The 18,024-nt window shown below is 73.6% G+C and carries 19 protein-coding genes; 10 read left to right on the top strand and 9 right to left on the bottom strand.

Annotation, left to right across the window (positions count from 1 at the left end):
* Window positions 1-100: 100 nt before the first annotated feature.
* The 7 genes from F6X51_RS17865 to F6X51_RS17835 are packed head-to-tail and all read left to right on the top strand — an operon-like array spanning window position 101 to window position 5,731.
* Entirely contained in the window at window positions 101-658 is a 558-nt protein-coding gene (locus tag F6X51_RS17865; protein ID WP_150965023.1) for a DUF3280 domain-containing protein, read from the top strand.
* Window positions 659-690: 32 nt separating this feature from the next.
* Window positions 691-1,425 carry a (5-formylfuran-3-yl)methyl phosphate synthase gene (locus tag F6X51_RS17860; RefSeq protein ID WP_407658609.1) on the top strand — a complete coding sequence of 245 codons (735 nt, stop codon included), beginning with the start codon at window positions 691-693 and terminating at the stop codon, window positions 1,423-1,425.
* Entirely contained in the window at window positions 1,422-2,030 is a 609-nt protein-coding gene (locus F6X51_RS17855; protein ID WP_150965022.1) for an amino acid kinase family protein, read from the top strand. Before F6X51_RS17860 ends, F6X51_RS17855 begins: the two co-directional genes overlap by 4 nt.
* Entirely contained in the window at window positions 2,027-3,592 is a 1,566-nt protein-coding gene (locus F6X51_RS17850) for a DUF6513 domain-containing protein (RefSeq protein ID WP_150965021.1), read from the top strand. Before F6X51_RS17855 ends, F6X51_RS17850 begins: the two co-directional genes overlap by 4 nt.
* Window positions 3,593-3,596: 4 nt before the next feature.
* A complete protein-coding gene (locus F6X51_RS17845; protein WP_150965020.1) occupies window positions 3,597-4,190 on the top strand; it encodes a DUF447 domain-containing protein in 594 nt (197 codons plus the stop codon).
* Window positions 4,191-4,220: 30 nt separating this feature from the next.
* On the top strand, window positions 4,221-4,757 hold the full coding sequence (locus F6X51_RS17840; protein WP_150965019.1) for an SRPBCC family protein: 537 nt from the start codon (window positions 4,221-4,223) through the stop codon (window positions 4,755-4,757).
* Between the two features lie 5 nt (window positions 4,758-4,762).
* Window positions 4,763-5,731 carry a YVTN family beta-propeller repeat protein gene (locus F6X51_RS17835; protein WP_150965018.1) on the top strand — a complete coding sequence of 323 codons (969 nt, stop codon included), beginning with the start codon at window positions 4,763-4,765 and terminating at the stop codon, window positions 5,729-5,731.
* A gap of 12 nt (window positions 5,732-5,743) precedes the next feature.
* Here F6X51_RS17835 and F6X51_RS17830 read toward each other — a convergent pair whose 3' ends face one another.
* Entirely contained in the window at window positions 5,744-5,944 is a 201-nt protein-coding gene (locus F6X51_RS17830) for a hypothetical protein (protein WP_150965017.1), read from the bottom strand.
* A gap of 62 nt (window positions 5,945-6,006) precedes the next feature.
* Entirely contained in the window at window positions 6,007-7,062 is a 1,056-nt protein-coding gene (locus F6X51_RS17825; protein WP_150965016.1) for a hydantoinase/oxoprolinase family protein, read from the bottom strand.
* Window positions 7,063-7,094: 32 nt separating this feature from the next.
* On the opposite strand from F6X51_RS17825, the gene F6X51_RS17820 reads away from it, so the two are divergent.
* A complete protein-coding gene (locus tag F6X51_RS17820) occupies window positions 7,095-7,793 on the top strand; it encodes a HisA/HisF-related TIM barrel protein (RefSeq protein WP_150965015.1) in 699 nt (232 codons plus the stop codon).
* Window positions 7,794-7,941: 148 nt separating this feature from the next.
* Here F6X51_RS17820 and fae read toward each other — a convergent pair whose 3' ends face one another.
* From fae to F6X51_RS17785, 7 genes are all read right to left on the bottom strand, one after another.
* On the bottom strand, window positions 7,942-8,454 hold the full coding sequence (gene fae, locus F6X51_RS17815; protein ID WP_150965014.1) for a 5,6,7,8-tetrahydromethanopterin hydro-lyase: 513 nt from the start codon (window positions 8,452-8,454) through the stop codon (window positions 7,942-7,944).
* A gap of 215 nt (window positions 8,455-8,669) precedes the next feature.
* A complete protein-coding gene (locus F6X51_RS17810) occupies window positions 8,670-9,524 on the bottom strand; it encodes a triphosphoribosyl-dephospho-CoA synthase (protein ID WP_150965013.1) in 855 nt (284 codons plus the stop codon).
* 4 nt (window positions 9,525-9,528) lie between these two features.
* A complete protein-coding gene (locus F6X51_RS17805; RefSeq protein ID WP_150965012.1) occupies window positions 9,529-10,530 on the bottom strand; it encodes an ATP-grasp domain-containing protein in 1,002 nt (333 codons plus the stop codon).
* Window positions 10,531-10,667: 137 nt separating this feature from the next.
* Window positions 10,668-11,642: a methenyltetrahydromethanopterin cyclohydrolase gene (gene mch / locus F6X51_RS17800; RefSeq protein ID WP_150965011.1), complete on the bottom strand. Its 975-nt coding sequence runs from the start codon at window positions 11,640-11,642 to the stop codon at window positions 10,668-10,670.
* Window positions 11,572-12,780, bottom strand: a complete 1,209-nt coding sequence (locus F6X51_RS17795) for an ATP-grasp domain-containing protein (protein ID WP_246696869.1) — start codon at window positions 12,778-12,780, stop codon at window positions 11,572-11,574. Before F6X51_RS17795 ends, mch begins: the two co-directional genes overlap by 71 nt.
* A 34-nt stretch (window positions 12,781-12,814) precedes the next feature.
* Entirely contained in the window at window positions 12,815-13,708 is an 894-nt protein-coding gene (locus F6X51_RS17790; RefSeq protein ID WP_150965010.1) for an NAD(P)-dependent methylenetetrahydromethanopterin dehydrogenase, read from the bottom strand.
* A gap of 218 nt (window positions 13,709-13,926) precedes the next feature.
* Window positions 13,927-14,865 (bottom strand): beta-ribofuranosylaminobenzene 5'-phosphate synthase family protein, encoded by a 939-nt coding sequence (locus tag F6X51_RS17785; protein ID WP_191970163.1) that lies wholly within the window; start codon window positions 14,863-14,865, stop codon window positions 13,927-13,929.
* A 439-nt stretch (window positions 14,866-15,304) separates the two neighbouring features.
* Between F6X51_RS17785 and F6X51_RS17780 the strand changes: the two genes are divergently transcribed.
* On the top strand, window positions 15,305-16,378 hold the full coding sequence (locus F6X51_RS17780) for a molybdopterin-binding domain-containing protein (RefSeq protein WP_150965009.1): 1,074 nt from the start codon (window positions 15,305-15,307) through the stop codon (window positions 16,376-16,378).
* Window positions 16,378-18,021, top strand: coding sequence for a formylmethanofuran dehydrogenase subunit A (locus tag F6X51_RS17775; RefSeq protein ID WP_150965008.1), 1,644 nt, complete (start codon window positions 16,378-16,380; stop codon window positions 18,019-18,021). Before F6X51_RS17780 ends, F6X51_RS17775 begins: the two co-directional genes overlap by 1 nt.
* The last annotated feature ends 3 nt before the right edge of the window (window positions 18,022-18,024 follow it).

Here is an 18,024-nt window from a genome sequence, read left to right as displayed (position 1 = left end):
CCCGCTTCCGCCCGAGTTTTAGAGGCTGGGCGGGTCCGGTCGCGGCAACCGTGCGTCCCGCTTCCGCTTCGCGCCGCTCTCGACGTGAGACCCGCAAATCATGGCCAGACACGTCCCGGCAGAACGTCCCCGCACGGCGGGCCCTCTCCGCCCTGCCCTCCTGTCCCTCGCCCTGCTCGCCGCAGCATTGCCCGGCACGGCCTCGGCCGCGCCCGAGAAGGCTGCGATCTTCGCCGTGGAGCTCCTCGACCCGGGCGTCGTCGGCGGCCGCAAGGCCCGCCCGGACGAGAACCGCAAGCTCGCCCTCGTCACCGAGGAACTGCGCAAGGCGCTCGAGGCGAACGGCGCGGTCGAGCCCGTCGACGTCGCGCCCCAGGCGGCCGAGATCGCCAAGCAGGCGCCTCTCTACAAGTGCGACGGCTGCGCGGCTGGCATCGCCAAGACACTGGGTGCGGACCTCGCCGTGACCGGCTATGTGGAGAAAGGTTCGAACCAGATCTTCAACCTCAACGTCACGATCGCGGACGCGGCCACCGGCAGGATCGTGCGCGGCGGGCAGGTGGTGATCCGGGCCGACACCGACGACACCTGGGCCCACGCCATGCGTTGGGTCGTCAAGAACCGCCTCCTGGCCGAGCCCCTGCCGAACCGCTCCTGATCCTCCGAAATTCCTCATCGTCGAAGCGTCCCGTGTCCAAGATCACCCCCTCCGTGCCCGCCCTGCCCCGGCTCCTCGTCAGCGTTCGCGACGCGGCCGAGGCGGAAATCGCGGCCGCGTCCGGGGCCGACCTCGTCGACGCCAAGGATCCCGTGCGCGGCGCCCTCGGGGCCCTGGAGCCCGGGATCGTGCGGGCGATCGTCGCAGCGGTGCGCGGCCGGGCCGCGACGAGCGCGGTGGCGGGGGAGCCGGATGATGCGGAAACGCTCGCCCGGTGCGTAGCCGCGATGGCCGCGACGGGGGTGGATTACGTGAAGGTCGCGGTGTCGCCGACGCTCCGGGCCGAGCCCAAGACCCTCGCGGCCGCGGCGCGGGCCGCGCCGGAGCGCCTCATCGCCGTGCTGTTCGCCGAGGACGCGCTCCGCCCCGAGGATCCCGCGCGCCTCGCGGCCGCGGGCTTCATCGGCGCGATGATCGACACGGCGGGCAAGGATGGGCGGCGCCTGCCCGACCTCCTCGACGCCGGCCGGCGCGACGCCTTCACGGCCGCGTGCCGGGCCTGCGGGCTCGTCTCGGGGCTCGCAGGATCGCTTGGCATCGAGGATATCCCGGTGCTCGCCGGTCGCGGCTCGGGCGAGGGACCCGGATATCTCGGCTTCCGCGGCGGCCTCTGTCGCGGTGGCCGGCGCACGGAGCGCCTCGATCCGGCCCGGGTCGCGGCGGCGGTTGCGGACCTCCGCGCGCTTGCCCGCCGGACCGCCGCGTGACCGGGCGCGACCTCAGCGTGATCAAGGTCGGCGGCAGCCTGCTGGCCGACGGGCCGCGTCTGCGCGCAATGCTGGCCGACATCGCGGGAGCCCGACATGCCCCCTGCATCCTGGTTCCGGGTGGCGGCCCCTTCGCGGACGCCGTCCGGACGGCGCAGGCAGCGCTCGCGCTCGAGGACGTCTTCGCACACCGCCTCGCCCTCGACGCGATGGGGCGCATGGCCGAGGTGTTCTGCGCGGTCGAGCCGGGGCTCGTCCGCTGCGCCGATCTCGCCGCGCTCTCGCGCCTCGCCGGAGCCGGCCGGGTCCCGGTCTGGGATCCCGTGGCATTGCGGGCGGGCCACTCCGCAATCGCCGAGACCTGGGACGTCACCTCGGATTCGCTGGCCCTCTGGCTCGCGACCGAGGTCGGCGCGGCCCGCTGCATTCTGGTCAAGTCCGTTCCATCGGCGCACCTGTCTCCGCGCTCGGCCGATTGGTCCGCCCTCGCCGCGCGCGGGATCGTCGACGCCGCCTTCCCGGCATTCGCAGCGGCCTATCCCGGCGAGATCGTCATCCGCGGACCGCGCGGGGCAGAGCCGAGCGCCGGGAGAGACGCCGCGTGAGCGCTCCCGAACATCTCGTCTTCATCACCGGCCGCCTCGCGCGGGCGCGCCTCGAGAAGGTCGCCGCGACGCTGCCGCCGGAGCGGTTCGCCTGGAGCATCGCGGATGCGGGCGTGAAGGTCGCGGCCCTGATGACCGAGGAGATCATCCGACGCCGCGTGGAGATTCCGGAAGGCGCCACCCGCATCGTCCTGCCGGGCCGCTGCCGCGCCAACCCCGAGGCCCTGATGCGGCATTTCGGCGTGCCCGTCGAGCGCGGACCCGACGAGATCGTCGACCTGCCGGCCTATCTCGGCCTGGCCGGGCGCAAGGTCGACCTCTCCCGCCACGACCTGCGCATCTTCTCCGAGATCGTCGACGCCTCGAAGATGACCGCCGAGGCGATCCTGGAAAAGGGCCTCGACCTCGCGCGCCGGGGTGCCGACGTGATCGACCTCGGCGGCCTGCCCGACACCGACTTCCCGCATCTCGAGGAGAGCGTGTGCCTCCTGAAGGGCGCGGGGCTCCGGGTCAGCGTGGATTCGTTCTCGATCGACGAGTTGCGGCGGGGCGCCGAGGCCGGTGCCGACTACCTTCTCAGCCTCAACGAGGAGACCCTCGACCTCGCCTTCGAGACCGATGCGGTCCCGGTCCTCGTGCCGATGCGTCCGGACGACCTGCCCTCCCTCGACCGGGCGATCGAGCGGATGGAGCGCGCCGGCCGGCCCTACATGGCCGACCCGATCCTCGAACCGATCCATTTCGGCTTCGTCGACTCGATCACCCGCTATCACGAGGTTCGGCGCCGTCACCCGGGCATCGAGATGATGATGGGCACCGGCAACCTGACGGAGCTGACCGAGGCCGACAGCCTCGGCGTGACCGCCCTCCTCCTCGGGATGTGTTCGGAGCTCGCGATCCGCAACGTCCTGATCGTGCAGGTCTCCAACCACACCCGCCGCACCGTGGAGGAGCACGATGCGGCGCGGCGCGTGATGTACGCCGCCAAGGCCGATGCCGCCCTGCCCAAGGGCTACGGCCGGGACCTTCTGGCACTTCACGACAAGCGCCCCTTCGTGCAGACACCCGACGAGATCGCGAGCCTCGCCGCCGAGGTGCGCGACCCGAACTACCGGATCGCGGTCGCGGAGGATGGCATCCACGTCTACAACCGCGGCATCCACAAGGTCGGCACCGACGCGATGGCCTTCTTCCCCGATCTCGACGTCGCGAGCGATGGCGCCCACGCCTTCTATCTCGGCGCCGAGCTCGCCAAGGCCGAGACGGCGTGGCGCCTCGGCAAGCGCTACGTCCAGGACGAGCCCCTGCGCTGGGGCGCCGCGGCCGACGACGAGGCCGAGGACACCACCGCCTTCAAGAAGGCCGGCCATACCAAGCATTCGGGCCCGGGCACCCCGCCCCCGGCCACCCGCGACGCGACGCCGGCCGAGGCCGATGCGGCGGCCCCCGAGACCATCGAGCCCGACCAGGCCCGCGCGGAGGCCGCCTCCGTCGCGGCGACGGAATCCGGCCGGCCGATGCGGATCGTCTGCGGCAAGCTCGTGCCGGCCGAAGGGAACTGACCCGGTGCCCCTGATCCTCGAGACGATCGTGACGACGCTCTCGCCCGCGGGCGAACTGCATCTCGTGCCCTTCGGCCTGATCCAGGATGGGACGGACCTGATTCTGGCGCCGTTCCGGCCGTCGCCCACGATCCTCAACCTCGAGGCGAGCCCGTGCTTCGCCGCATCGAGCCCCCGCGACGTACGGGTGATCGCGGGCTGCGTCACCGGCCGCCGCGACTGGCCGGTGGTCCCCTGCCACAGGATCCGGGGCCGGCGGCTCGCCGACAGCTTCGCGCATGCGGAGTTCGAGGTCGTGGACGTCGAGGAGGATCCGGTCCGTCCGCGCTACCGCGGCCGCATGGTCCATGAGGCGAGCCACGCGCCCTTCCTCGGCTACAACCGCGCCCAGGGCGCGGTGCTGGAGGCCGCGATTCTCTCGACCCGCCTTCACATGCTGGAGCCGGAGAAGATCCTCTCCGAGATGCGCTACCTCGCCATCGCGATATCCAAGACAGCCGGGCCCCGCGAGCGCGAGGCCTGGGACTGGATCGAGGACAAGGTCGCCGCCGCCCTCGGGCGCGACGACAGGATCCTCGCAAACCCCGACGCCGCCTAGCAGGAGCGGCGGACAAGGAGACGAACGCTCATGAGAATTCTGGCTCTCACGACGGCTGCGGCGCTGGCCGCGGTGGTGGCATCCACCGCGCAGGCGCATGGGCCGACTCGTAAGAAGATCGAGGAAACCGTCCAGATCAACGCCGCGCCCGATAAAGTCTGGACGGTGATCGGTAATTTCCAGGACATGAGCTGGCTGCCGCCGGTCGAGAAGACCGAGGGGAAGGGCGGCAACGAAGTCAAGGCCACCCGCACGTTGAACCTCAAGGGCGGGGCGACAGTCGACGAAGAGCTGTACAAGTACTCTGCCGAGAAGATGAGCTACTCGTACCGGATCACGAAGGTCGATGTGAAGACCTTGCCGGTCAACGACTATTCGTCGACCATCAAGGTCGAACCGGACGGCGACGGCAAGTCCAAGGTGTCCTGGGACGGCGCCTTCTACCGCGGCTACATGAACAACGATCCGCCGCCCGAGCTGAACGACGAGGCCTCCCAGAAGGCCGTTCGCGGCCTCTACCGCACCGGTCTCGACGCCCTGAAGGCCAAGGTCGAGAAGGGTTCGTAGGCCGCGTGGCACCGCGCAACCCGACGGGAGGCCGGCGCCGCGCCGGCCTCCTCCTCGCGCTCTCGCTCTGGACGAGCGGGGCGGCCGTCGCCGCCGAGGCGATCGTCACCGCGCAGGGCGACGACCGGATCGACGTGGTCGATCTCGATTCCGGCAAGGTCCTGGCCGAGATTCCGGTCGCGGGCTCTCCCGCCGGCATCGCCCTCTCCCCCGACCGCCGCACCGCCTACGTCACCCGCCCCGACGGGCCCGGCCTCGCGGTGATCGACCTCGATCAACGCAAGGTGACGTCCCTGCCGGACCTGCCCGGTGGTCCCCTCGGCATCGGCGTCAACCCGAGGACCGGCGCCGTCTACGCGGCCGACTGGTACGCCAAGCGCGTCTTCGTTCTGGTCCCGCGGGACGACCGCCTCGCGCGCGACGGCGAGATCGCCACGGGGGCCTCGCCCTCCGGCATCGCCGTGACGCCGGACGGGCGGACGCTGCTGGTCGCGAATCGCGAGGGCAACTCGGTCTCGGTGATCGATGCGGAGACGCGTCGGCAGACGACGCTCATCCCGGTCGGCGAGCACCCCTTCGGCCTGACGCTCGATCCTGATGGGCGGCGCGCCTACACCGCGAACGTGGTCTCGAACGACGTCTCGGTGATCGATCTCGCGGAGGGGCGTGAGATCGCGCGGATTCCGGCGGGCGAGCGCCCCTACGTGGTGGCGCTGGCGGGCGGGCGCGGCTTCGTCACCAACCAATATGCCGGAACCGTCTCTGTCTTCGACCGCACGACACTGAAAGCCCTTGCGACGATCGATGTCGGCGACCATCCGGAGGGCATCGCCGCGAGCCGGGACGGGAGCCGCCTCTACGTGGCGAATTGGGGCTCGAACACGCTGAGCGTGATCGATGCGGCGACGCTCAAGGTCCTGCGCGAGATCAAGGTCGGCGACGGCCCGCGCGCCTTCGGCGACTTCCTGCGCTAGCGCGGACGCGCCTCAGGCCGCGTCTGGCGGTCCGCCCGCGACGGGCTCGGCCGGCGAATTGAGGATGTCGTCGAGCTCGTCCACCAGCATGTCGATCTGGTCGGCGGTGGCCAGCACCTTCAGGATCTCGCCGCGCTCGGTGGCGATGGCGAGTTCGACATCCTCTCCGACCCGCGTCGCCAGGATCCGGGCGAGTTTCTGTGTCGGCCTCATGGGGCTCCTCCTCGGTTGCGATCAGGGGAACGCGCGATGGACGGAAAGGTCCGCGCGGGGTTTCAGAGGGCGGACAGGAGCCCGACCGCGACGGCGGGACCGCAGGTCGAGGCCCAGTCCGGCTCACCCGCGATGTGCTCGGCGATCAGGTCCGTGAAGGCGCGGCAACGGCGTCCGAGCCGGCTTGCGAGGCGTTCCGCCAGGAAGCACCCGGCGCCGCACATCACCAACGGCGCCTCCGCGTCGAGATCCGGCCGCGACAGGAGCGTCGCGGCGGCGTCCTGCAGCGGGCGCATCTGCGCCTCGGCGAAATGTTCGGCGAGCGCCCGCCACGCCGGTCCGCCGGCCTCGCTGCGGTCGCGTCCGATCATGCGGGCGAGGCGGGTCTCGGACTCCGGGATCGACTTGCCCTTGAGATCGGCGCTGTGCTGCTGGTCGGCCCCCTCGGGCAGGTCGCCGGTCAGCCGGTAGATGTCGGCCGTCGTCGCGAAGGTCTCGGCCATCAGGCGGGTGCGCCGGCCGCGAAAGGGCGCGTGATCCGCGAGGGCGAGGAGCGGCGTGCGCACGACGCCCGAGTAGACGAGTTCCCCCGTCTCCAGGCGCTCGGCGTCGCTGTAGCCCGTCGCGGCCGGAAGCCCGGCGACGATCGGGATCAGGTCCGCGGTGGTCGACCCGATATCGACGAGGAGCGCATCGGTCACGCAGCGTCCTGCCAGGGCGGCGGTGGCGTGCCAATTGGCCGACGCGATGTCGAGCGCCCTCGCGACCGCCGCCTCGGGCGCGACGAAACCGGCGCGGCCCGCGTAGATCGAGACCGAGCCGGGGAGATTCGCCCGCGCCCAGCCCGAGATCGTCTCGACGCCGTCGGTGCGGTCCCGGAAGCAATCGGTCAGCTCGCCCGTCATGGTGACCGCGTGCCGGGCGTGACCGCGGGCCCAGTCCGGCAGCTCCGCCAGGGTCTTGTCGAGGGCCGCGGGGCCGCGCCAGAGGGCGCAGGGCGCCTGCACCACGGCGCGGACGCGACCCTCCGCGATCAGGGCGGCCTTGACGTGGACGCCGCCGAGGTCCCAGCCGATGACGGTGTCGGATGGCGCGGATTGCGAGGGGGCTCGGGTCAAGCGACGATCTCGGCAGCGAGGGAGGAAACCAGATGGGAACGGCGTTCGAGGTCATCCCGGTGCTCGACCTGCGCCGCGGGCAGGTGGTCCGGGCACGCATGGGCGAGCGGCACTCCTATGCCCCGATCGACACGCCCTTGGCAAAGGGATCGGAACCCGGGGCGGTGGCGCGGGGGCTCCTCGATACGGTCCCGGCGCGCACGCTCTACGTCGCCGACCTCGACGCCATCATGGACGGGACGCCGCCGGACCGCACCGCACTGGAGCGGATCGCCGCGGCCTGCCCCGGGACGCGGCTCTGGGTCGATGCGGGATTTGCCGACGAGGCCGGCGTCGAGGCATTCCTCGCCGGTGGCCTCGGTCTCCCGGTGATCGGCAGCGAGAGCCAGACCGCGCCGGATCTGGTGCGGCGTCTCGGCGACCGGGCGGTGCTCTCCCTCGACAGCCGGGGGACGGAGCGGCTGGGGCCGGCCGCCCTGCACGACGAGCCCGGCCTCTGGCCGCGGGACGTGATCGTGATGGCGCTCGCCCGGGTCGGCGCGGCGGGAGGGCCGGATCTGCCGGGGATCGCGGCGGCGCGGGCTCTCGGGAGGCAGAGGCGCATCTATGCCGCGGGCGGCGTGCGCGGTCCGGAGGACCTGAGGGCGCTGCGCGCCGCGGGGGCGGCCGGCGTCCTCGTCGCCTCGGCGATCCATGACGGCCGGCTTCGGGCGGAGGATCTGTCGGAGTGAGCGATGCGCGCGGCGGAGCATGAAAAAAGGTGGGACGGCATCTGCCGTCCCACCGTCGGACCTATCGGCCTAGGAAGATTGAAGCCAGTCGCTGGAGCAGGCCCCGCGGTGCGGGCGGAGGCTCGCTCTGCCCAGGACTGCCCCCGATCTACGCGTTGGCGGCGAAGGGGTGCTGGGCCGAGTTGCGCTGCTCGGTCACCGTGGAGGCCTTCGGCTCGCCGTTCACGGCGCGCTGGATCGACAGCTTGGTGGCCTCGTAGTTGTACTTCTGGATCTTGGCGTCGTCCGCGGCTTCCCAATGGATGAACACGCCGACCAGGATGTACAGGTCGTCGGCCTCGTCGGCCGGGATGATGCCTTCGGCGACCGCATCCTGCACCGCCTTGGCGACACCGTGCTGAGCCGGGCCGAACATCTGGACGGCCTGACGGGCGTCGTTGATGGTGACCTTGTTGAACATCAGGGTGTTGGGCTTGCACGGCAGGTTCGGCGCGATCACCGCGAGCAGGCTGGTGAAGCCGTGCTTGTTGTTCACGAGGCCGTTGCAGAAGGCGGACTCGGCCGGCGAACCGCGCGGTCCGATGATGAGATCGATGTGGGCGACCTCGTTGCCGTCACCGACGAGAGCCTCGCCGACCTGCACCTTGTTGATCTTTGCCATTCGGGGTCTCTCCCTGCAAAACGAAACGTACGGCCGCCCCCGGAGCAGGCGCGGCCAAGGGCCATCCTTGTTTGCGGACGTTCGGCAAGGCGCCGAACCGGTTAGCCCGGATAGCGGCGCGGACCCTACAGCGGGCCCTGCCCCGGAACAACCCTGCTCAAAGCCCTGAAAACGGTAAATTATCGGGTCAGGGCTTCTGTCCAATCGGGAACCCTTCAGGGTTTGGCGCGTGCCCCCGCGAGGGGGGCGCCCGCGGTCGCGAGGGCGTCGTGGAACAGGGTCGCGACGGTGAAATCCGCGCTGGTGCCGGGGTTGAGGCCGGAACTCTTCATGAACGAATCCTGCGCCAGGAGCGCCGCGACGGGCCGGGTCGCGAGGTCGAGGCCCTGAAGCGCCCGCGCGGCCTCGGCCCGCGCCGCCTCCGCCCGCGCGGCGCCGTGCTTGCGGGCGATGTGGCTGTCGGGAACCCGGGTCAGGTAGGCGAGGTGGATCGCGGTCGTGGTCCAGGGCGGGGCGAGGCCGGCGGCGCGGGCGGAGGCGAGGGCCGGGAGCCCGATCGCCCGGAGTTCGGCGAACCCGGTGACGTAGGCGCGCGCGATGGCGTCGCGCGGGGCGGCCTCCGCCATGGCGTCGAGGAGGGGGGGCGCCGGGCCGCCGGCGGCGACGTCGTGGCGCGCGGCCCGGCCGAGGCCGCCGGGATTGGCCGCCCGGATCGCCGCGAAGACGCCCTCGGCGTCCCCCGCGTCGAGCCCGCCGAGGACCGCGCCGAGGCGCGTGCCGCGCTCGGCCGCGACCGCGAGCGGGGCGCAGAGCAGCAGGATGCCCAGATTGGTGTTCTGGCCGACCGCCGCCAGGGTGGCCTCCATGGCGGCGGCGACCCGGGTCCCGACCCCGGCGCCCGCGCGGGCGAGGTGGGGGGCCGAGACGTCGGCGCTCGTCACGAAATCGGCGACCTCCATGCGGTGGCCGGCCGCGAAGGCGTGGACGTTGCCGGGCTTGAGGGCGTCGAGCTCGGCGAGGCAGGCGGCGCGGTAGAGCGAGGCGATCAGGCTCGGCGCGAGGCCCGTCATGGCGTCAGCCCTGCGCGGCGAGGCGCGGCGCCGGCGAGGCCGGGGCGGGGGGCGCCGGCACCAGCCGCGGGGGCCGCGCCGCCCGGACCGCGTTGAGGAAGCCCCGGGCGACGGCGCCCGCGATATCGACCTCCGTGACCCTCTGCAGGCCGGACCAAGCCGGCATGCTGTTGACCTCGAGCACGAGGTAGCCCCCCTGCCCGTCCTCCAGCAGGTCGATGCCCGTGTAGTCGACCCCGATCGCGGCGGCGGCGGCCTCGGCCAGCGCGGCCGCGGCCCGCGGCATGGTCCAGGGCAGCGGGCGCCCGCCCGCATGGACGTTGGTGATCCAGCCGTCGCCCTCGCGGATCATGCCCGCGATGGCCCGGCCCTCGCAGACGAAGACCCGGTAGTCGCGCCAGAGGCCGTCGGCGCGGGGGATGTAGCGCTGCAGGTAGTAGACCCGGTTCACCGCGGCCTCCGGCGGCAGGTCCTCCGGCCGCTCGATCAGCCGCAGCCCCTCCCCCTGCGAGCCGAACAGGGGCTTGAGGACGATCGGCCGGCCGGGCCGCGCCTCGCGGGCGACGAGGTCGGCCGCCGCCGCGCGGCTGGAGAACACGAAGGTGTCGGGCGTCGGCAGGCCGGCGCGGGCGACAAGGAGGCTGGTGGCCGCCTTGTCGACGGAGCGCTCGATGGCGGCCGGGCTGTTCCAGACCGTGACCCCGGAGGCGACGAGGGCGTGCAGCACGCCGAGGCGCAGGGTCGTGGCCTCGAAGGTGCCTCCCGCGATCGTCCGGAGCAGCACGCCGTCGGGCAGGTTTCCGGGCAGGTTTCCGGGCAGGTTTCCGGGCAGGTTTCCGGGCCGGTCGCCGGGGAAGCCCGGCATCCGCAGGGGCTCGCCGCCCCCCGTCACCACGGCGACGTCGGCGAGGGAGAACAGCACCGGCTCGACCCCGAGCGCCCGCAGGGCGGCGAGGAGCCGCCCCTTGTGCCAATTGCCGTTATCGGCCGCGAGCCCGATGCGCATCGTCCTGGGGTTCCCGATCGTCCTGGGGTTCCCGGGGGGACCCGGGGATGTGAGATCCGTGCCGCGCCCGCGCGGCGTCCCGGGGGACAGCGGGCGGCAGCCCCCCGGGACGCGGGTCGGTCGGGCGGGAGCGGCCCTTACGCGAAGGAGGCTTCCACCAGCTCCGGCATCAGGCGGCCGCCGCGGAAGCTCTTGCCGGTGGTGACCGAGGTCACGATGACCTCGGCGGGGCTGAACAGGGCGCCGTCGATCTTGTAGAAGTCGCCGTTCACCCGGCCGAAGATCTCCGCGAAGGGCGCGCCGTGGTCGCTCGAGGTGGTCGAGGGAAGCTGCTCGGCGAGCTGCCGGGCGTCGGCCTCGTCGGCCTCCACGAAGAGCTGCACCCGACCGCCGTAGATGATGGCGTCGTTGGTGCGGCCCATGGCCTGGATGAAGTCGGGATGCTGGGGCGAGAGCGGCGCCGAGCCGATGCCGTCCACGATTCTGTGCAGGTCGAAGCCGACCGTGTGCGCCTTGTGGAGCGCCACCTCGAGCACCCGGGCGACGACCTGGGTGGAGCCCGCGAGCGACTGGGTCGGCGCGAAGAGGAAGGTCACGTCCTCGGGGCGCAGGCCCGCGGCCTCCGCCACCTTGGCGACCACCGAGGCCGGCGGCCCGCCGGCGGCCTCGAGCACGAGGACGGTCTTCGTGGCGGAATCCCGGTAGCCGAGCTCCCGGTAGAGGTCCTCCACCACCGCGACGGCGCGCCCGGGGCCGGAGCCGAGGGCGAAGAAGCCCGAATCCCCGGTCTCGTCGGCGAGGCTCCAGCCCGCGTACTGGCTGCCGAGGCAGGCGATCACCGGGTCGGTGGCGTGGACCACCACCGAGTAGGGCCAGGACGAGACCGGCCCGGAGGGGCTGATCGTGACGGTGCCGAGGCCGCCCAGGCAGATCTCGGCCATGCGCCGGCCGGCCTCGATCGAGCCGCGGACGCCGGCGCCGGCATCGACCATGCGGGCGCCGCCGGGCTCCTGGGTCACGGCGAGGCGCAGGACCTCCGCGTCAGCCACCAGGCGCTCCACCAGGGGCGCCGTCAGCGCGTTGACGCTGGGATACTTCACGGTCGTGCTCATCGGTGTCCTCCTGGGCGAGGAGGGCCTGCAGCTGCGCTGCCCTCTCCCGCAGATTGCGTCTCACCGCGCCCGCATCCGCCCCCGTCGCGAGCAGCGTGCAGAGCGGCGCGTCCCGGGCCACGCGCGTGCCGGCGCGGGGCCGGTCCCGCGCGTGATCGGGCCAAGCGAGCCGCGGCATCGGGCGATAGTCCCGGGCCCCGTAACAGATCTCGGCGCCGGCTGCATCCACCGGTGGTGGCCCGGTCGGGACGAGGCGGCCCGCGCTCGCCGCGACATGCGCGGCGAGCAGGCTCGTCTCCCGCCGGTCGAGGACGTCGAGGGTGGCGCCGGGGCGCGGGTTGACCTCGGTGAGCCACCACCGGGTCCCGTCCGAGAGCAGGTCGGCGCTGGCGAGGCCGCGCAGCCCGGTCTCGGCCGCGAGGCGCGCGACGGCCGCCACGATCGCCGCGACGAGGGCGGGCGGCAGGGCGGGCGCGGCGCCCCGCCCCGGCGCGATCGCCCCGGCATACCGGAAGGGGCGCAGGCGCGAGGGCGCGCTCCACTGCTCGGTCAGGGCCAGGACCGCGATGTCGCGGCCGTCCGCCAGGAGGTTGAGCGCGAAGGCCGCGCCGGGCACGCGGGCCTGGAAATAGTGGCCCGGCGGGGCCCGCCCCGGGGTCGCCGCCCGGACATGGCTGCCGCCCGAGCCGCCGGCGCGCTTGAGGAGATGCAGGCCCGGATCCGCCACCGCCTCGGAGGTGACCGCCGGGTGCGGGATCGCGAGGCGGGCGCAGAGCCGGGCGAGACCGAACGGGTCCTTCAGCCGCGCCACGGCCTCGGGGGCGGCGCCGAGGAGGCGATGGCGGGCGCCGATCCGGGCCATCAGGTCGGGCGCCCCCTCGAAGCCGCTGCCGAGGACGACGCCGAGGGGCCGGCCGCCGGCATTCTGCGCCAGGGCGTCGAGCTGTGCGAGGACATCCTCGGCCCCGAGCCGGGTCGCGCCGAAGCGGCCCCGCAGGGGCCGGTGCGCCTCGGCCAGCGCCAGCGTATCGGCGTCGCCGAACAGGTCCGCCACGTAGGGGCGCAGCCCGGCGCGCCGGGCCGCCTCCGCGAGGGCGCGTCCGGACTGGGCCGCGATCAGGATCGCGTCGCCCGCCACCGCCGGACCCGCCGCGGCGGGACGCGCCCCCGGATCAGCCCGCGACCTCGACCGCGAGCGCGAAGGCGTCGCGGAAATCGAGGCAGAGGGGCTGGTCGGAATCGAGCATCCGCCGGAACAGCCGGCACTGGGTCTGGTACTTCACGTTGCCGACCGCGAGGGCCCCGATGCCGAAGCCCTTGCCGGTGGGCAGAGCGACGTCGACGGCGTTGACGTCGATCCCCGCGATGCCGGCCGGGGGCACCGCGTTCACGTCGGAGGCGACCATCAGGTTCGGGGCGGATTCGAGATCCTCGGCCGACAGGATCGGGATGCCGGCGGGCCCGGCCGAGAGGATCACCTCGGCGTCCCGGATGGCCGCGCGGCGGGCTTCCGGGGTCGAGCCGTCGACCGCCCCGACCTCGATGCCGAAGCGCCACTTCATGGTGAAGGCGATCTTCGAGACCCGCTCCTCGCCGTCGTGGCCGACCAGCACCGGCCTGGCGCCCTCGAGCGCCCCGATCACCGCCGCCACGTAGGCGACGACGCCCGCCCCCCCGAAGATGACGATGCGCTTGCCCTTGAGGTCGGTGTCGAACTTCGCACGCAGGGTGCGCGCCACCTCCGCCACCATGGCGGCGCCGGTGGTGAAGGAGCCGGCCGGGTCGGCGAAGACGTGGTTGGCGAAGGGCGGCACGAACGCCTTCTTGGCCCGGTCCACCATGTCGAGGGCGTCCTCGGCGTTCTTGCCGCCGATGAAGAGGCCGGTGCGGGTGCCGTCCTGGGGGGCACGGGAGAAGATCGAATCCTGGGTCAGCGAGACCACGTCGGCGAGGTCGACCCCCGTATAGGTCACGATGGTCTCGAACCCGGCATCGATGGCCATGTTCACGTCGAAGGGGCTCATGTGCTTGAGGGGCGTGAGCATGTGCAGGATCGAGCGGGCCATGGTCGGTCTTCCTTCCCCAGTCGTCGCGAGTCTTGGCGCCTCAACAGCTTGGCGTCTCAACAGCTTGGCGCCTCGACACCTTGGCGTCTTAACACCTTGGCGCCTCGCGCGCCGTGAGCGTCCCCTGTCCAAAGCCGGTTGCGGCCCCCGCGGTCAAGCGCCGGATCGCGGGGCGGGCCTGCGCGGCCGGACTGGATCGGCGCCGCGCCGTCCCCGGCTCAGTCCGCGCGGATCACCGCCCCGGTGTTGCGCCCGCGGGCGATCAGGAAGCGCAGGGGGCCGGGACGCGCGAGCGCGGCCACGAGGGCGCGGGCCTCGGCCTCCGAGGGCAGGAGCGCGAAGCCGGTGGGCCCCCAGGAGCTCTGGCCGTAGCCGGCGATGCCCAGGGCCGCGATCGCCGCGAGGGCCTCGGCCACCGCGGGGCTGGCGTAGCGACCGCCCTGGTGGGGAGCGAAGTGGTCGCCGACGCGGCGCTGGATCGTCGTGATGCCGGCCCCGAAGGCCTCCGCGTCGGCCACGACCGCGGCGGGCATGACCTGCATCAGCACGGTCCGGCAGATCTCGGCCGCCTGCTCGGCGGGGAAGCGCGGCAGGTCGCGGAAGGCCTCGACCTCGCGGCTGCCGTGCACGCCGGTCATGCCGGTGTCGAGGATCAGCACGACGCGCCAGGCCTCCGGGTAGGGCAGCCGGGCGATGACCGGGGGCGGGGCGCCCCCGGCGTCGCGCCCGCCATCGACGATGAGGCCGCCCTCCGTGAAGGCCGCGAGCCCGACGCCCGAGCGGTTGCCGCGGTCGAGGGCGTCGGCGAAATCCTCCGGCGCGAAGGGCCGGCCGGCGAGGCGCGCCAGGGCGGCGGCCACCGCCAGGGCGAGCTGCGTGCCCGAGCCGAAGCCCGCATGGGGCGGGATCGCCGCCTCGACCCGGAGGGCGGCGGCCTCCGGGATGCCGAGATGGGCGGCGGCGGCCCGGGCATAGCCCCGGACGCGCTCGGCTTCCGGGCCCTCGGCGGTGAGGCGCGCCGCCGGGGCCGCCGCGATCTCGACCGCCGGGGCGTCGACCGCGAGGCCGATGCTGCCGAAGCGCCGGCCGAGGCCGCCATGCAGGTCGAGGAAGCCGAAATGCAGCCGGGCGGGGGCCCGCACGCGGACCGAGCGCACCGGGCCGCCGGATCCGTGGCCCGGCCCTTGCCCCTGCTCCGGCTCCTGCCCCGGGCCTTGCCCCGGCGCGTCCTCCACCCCCTCGCTCCGATCCGGGACCTCAGCCACGACGATCCCTCTCGCTCCGTTCCGATGACGCGGGGTTCCCGACGGCGCCGGCCCCGCGGGCGGAGATCCGGGGGCCGTGCGGGGCTTTCCCGCGCAGCCGGCTTCTCCCACGGAGGACCGGTGCGGAGCAACCGCCGATCCCGCGCCGACGCTCCTGAGAAAGTCGGAAAACCGTCACCGGGCCTTGCTTGGCGCCGTTGACCGATGCAAACGTGCGCCCCCGTGCATCGGCCGACGGGGGCCCTGGAAAGGGTCCCGACCGGTCGCGCAGGCCCTCGCCGGGCTGCGCCGACCCCGCGGTGCTCCAACAACGCATGCAAGGTGAGGGTGGATGGCAGCCTGGGTGAAGGGTGGGGCGACGGATGCGGAGACCGCCATCGCGGCCGCCGCCGCGCTGCTCGCCGCCGCGCACGCGCCGGTGGTGACCGGCCTCTGCGCCGAGCTCGCCGCGGTGCGCGCGGCCTTCCACCTCGCGGGCACCCTGGGCGCCTCCCTCGACACCGCCGGCGCCGCCGGCACCTATGCCGAGCTCGGCTCCCTCAGCCGCACCGGCGCCATGACGACGACCCCCGCCGAGGCCGCCGGCCGGGCCGACGCGGTCCTGGTCCTCGGGGCCGCGCCCTGGGACGCGCCGATCCTCCGGGACATCGCCGCCGGGGCGCCGAGCCGCGGGCGCGCGGCGGGCGCGGAGCGCACCATCCTGTCCATCGGCGGCCCGGGCAACGGGGCGACGCGCCACGTCGCCTACCCGGCGGAGGCCGGCGGCCTCGCCCTCTCGGTCGCGCATCTGCGCGCCTTCGCCAAGGGCCACCTCGCGGGCGAGGCGGCCTATGCGGACCTCGCCCGGCGGCTGTTCGGGGCCCGGTACGGCGTCGCGGTCTACGACCCGGCCGAGCTCGGCGCTCTCGGGATCGAGATGCTGCAGGGCCTCGTCAAGGACCTGAACGAGAGCACCCGCTTCTTCACCCTGTCCCTCTCGGGACCGGGCCAGGACCGGGCCGTCGTCCCGCTCGCGGCCTGGACCACGGGCCAGGCCCCCCGGGTCGGCTTCGGCCGGGGCGTGCCCGAGCACGATCCCTGGCGCTTCGACAGCGCCCGCCAGGTCCGGGCCGGCGAGGCCGACGCCGCCCTCTGGCTCGCCTCCCTGCCGAGCCCCCGCCCCGACTGGCTCGGCACCGTGCCCTCCGTCGCCATCGTGGGCGCGGGCGGCCCCGACGCGGTGGCGGAGGCCGCCGAGATCGTGATCGCGGTCGGCGTGCCGGGGGAGAGCACCGGCGGCGCCCTCTGGAACGAGGGCCGCGCCACGGTAACCTACCGCCCCGCCACCGGCGCCCCCGCCGCCCTCACCGCCGCCGACGTGCTCGGCCGCATCCGCGACCGCCTCACCGAGAAGAAAGGCGCCTGATGCTGACCCGGATCAGTGGCGGACGGGTCGTCGACCCGACCGCGGGACGCGACGCCGTCGGCGATGTCTGGATCGAGGACGGGCGCGTGGCCGCCCCCTCCCCGCGCGCCCCCGACCGGGTCGTCGACGCCACCGGCTGCGTCGTGATGGCGGGCGGCGTCGAGGTGCATTCGCACGTCGCGGGCGGCAACGTGGTGCTGTCGCGGCTCCTCCTGCCCGACCTCTACGTCAGCGAGGCGGCCCCCGAGGGCCATCCCTTCGCGCATGCGGGGGGCTCGGCCGCCTGGATCGGCGCGAACTACGCCCGGATGGGCTACACCACCGCGGTCGAGCCCGCGATGCCGCCCGCGAGCGCGCTCGCGACCCAGCTCGAGCTCGCCGACATCCCGCTCCTCGACCGGGGCGCGCTCTGCGTCCTCGGCAACGACGACCACCTGCTCCAGCTCCTGCGCGGGCGCGCGGGGGCGGCGGCCGTGCGCGACCTCGTGGCCCTGAACGTCGCGACCGCGCGGGCGCTCGGGGTCAAGTGCATCAACGCGGGCGGCGCCTCCGCCTTCAAGGACGGGGCGCTCAACCTCAGCCTCGACGACGAGATCCCGACCTACGGCCTCTCGACGCGCAAGATCATGACCGCCCTCCTCGACGCGGTGGAGGAGATCGGCGTGCCGCACCCGCTGCACGTCCACTGCAACAACCTCGGTTTGCCCGGCGCCGACAACGCCTTCGTGGCGACCCTGGAGGCGGCGGAGGGGCGGCGCATCCACTTCGCCCACGCCCAGTTCTACGCCTACGGCGTCGTCGACCCCGAGAACCCGATGACCGGGGGCTTCCGCTCGGCCGCCGCCCGCATCACCGAGGCCATGGAGGCGCACCCGAACGCGACCCTCGACGTCGGCCAGGTGGTGTTCGGCCAGACGGTCACGATCTCCCTCGACATCCTGCGCCAGTTCGCCGGCCGCAAGGGCGCCAACCCCAAGAAGTGGATCCTCACGGCGGGCGACGCGGAGGGCGGCGGCGTGGTGCCGTTCCTCTACCGGCCGCGCGGGCCCACGAGCTCCCTGCAATGGGCGATCGGCCTCGAGCTGATGCTCCTGTCCCGGGACCCCGAGCGCACCATCCTGACCACCGACCACCCGAATGGCGGCCCGTTCACCGAGTACCCGCGCATCATCCACCTCCTGATGGACAAGGAGGCCCGCGACCGCGAGATCGCGACGCTCCCGGCGGTGGTGGGCGCGCGCTCCTCCCTCCCGGGGATCGAGCGCGAGTACACCCTGTCGGAGATCGCGCAGCTGACGCGCTCGGGCCCGGCCAAGCTCCTCGGCCTCGACGACCGCGGCCACCTGCGCGCCGGCGCCCGGGCCGACGTCGCGGTCTACCGCGACGACCGCGACCGCACCGCCATGTTCTCCCGGGCGAAGCTCGTCCTCAAGGACGGCGTGCCGATCGTGGAGGACGGCGAGGTGGTGGCGTGGCGCGCCGGCCGCACCCTCGCCCTGTCGGTGGAATCCGACAAGGCGATGGCGCGGCGCACCGACGCCTACCTGCAGGACCGCTTCGGCCAGGGGCTCGACAGCTTCGCGGTGCCGGACGCGGCCTTCCCGGTCGCGGATGTGTTCGAGGAGGTGGCATGCCGGGCGTGAATG

This window comes from Methylobacterium planeticum (assembly GCF_008806345.1).
Classification (GTDB): domain Bacteria; phylum Pseudomonadota; class Alphaproteobacteria; order Rhizobiales; family Beijerinckiaceae; genus Methylobacterium; species Methylobacterium planeticum.
This window is presented reverse-complemented; position numbering and strand designations above follow the sequence as displayed.

Excerpts from the sequence above, each read along its gene's own strand:
- F6X51_RS17865 (WP_150965023.1), top strand. The coding sequence starts at position 101 with ATGGCCAGACACGTCCCGGCAGAACGTCCCCGCACGGCGGGCCCTCTC.
- F6X51_RS17840 (WP_150965019.1), top strand. The coding sequence starts at position 4,221 with ATGAGAATTCTGGCTCTCACGACGGCTGCGGCGCTGGCCGCGGTGGTG.
- F6X51_RS17830 (WP_150965017.1), bottom strand. The coding sequence starts at position 5,944 with ATGAGGCCGACACAGAAACTCGCCCGGATCCTGGCGACGCGGGTCGGA.
- F6X51_RS17820 (WP_150965015.1), top strand. The coding sequence starts at position 7,095 with ATGGGAACGGCGTTCGAGGTCATCCCGGTGCTCGACCTGCGCCGCGGG.
- fae (WP_150965014.1), bottom strand. The coding sequence starts at position 8,454 with ATGGCAAAGATCAACAAGGTGCAGGTCGGCGAGGCTCTCGTCGGTGAC.
- F6X51_RS17810 (WP_150965013.1), bottom strand. The coding sequence starts at position 9,524 with ATGACGGGCCTCGCGCCGAGCCTGATCGCCTCGCTCTACCGCGCCGCC.
- F6X51_RS17805 (WP_150965012.1), bottom strand. The coding sequence starts at position 10,530 with ATGCGCATCGGGCTCGCGGCCGATAACGGCAATTGGCACAAGGGGCGG.
- mch (WP_150965011.1), bottom strand. The coding sequence starts at position 11,642 with ATGAGCACGACCGTGAAGTATCCCAGCGTCAACGCGCTGACGGCGCCC.
- F6X51_RS17790 (WP_150965010.1), bottom strand. The coding sequence starts at position 13,708 with ATGGCCCGCTCGATCCTGCACATGCTCACGCCCCTCAAGCACATGAGC.
- F6X51_RS17780 (WP_150965009.1), top strand. The coding sequence starts at position 15,305 with ATGGCAGCCTGGGTGAAGGGTGGGGCGACGGATGCGGAGACCGCCATC.
- F6X51_RS17775 (WP_150965008.1), top strand. The coding sequence starts at position 16,378 with ATGCTGACCCGGATCAGTGGCGGACGGGTCGTCGACCCGACCGCGGGA.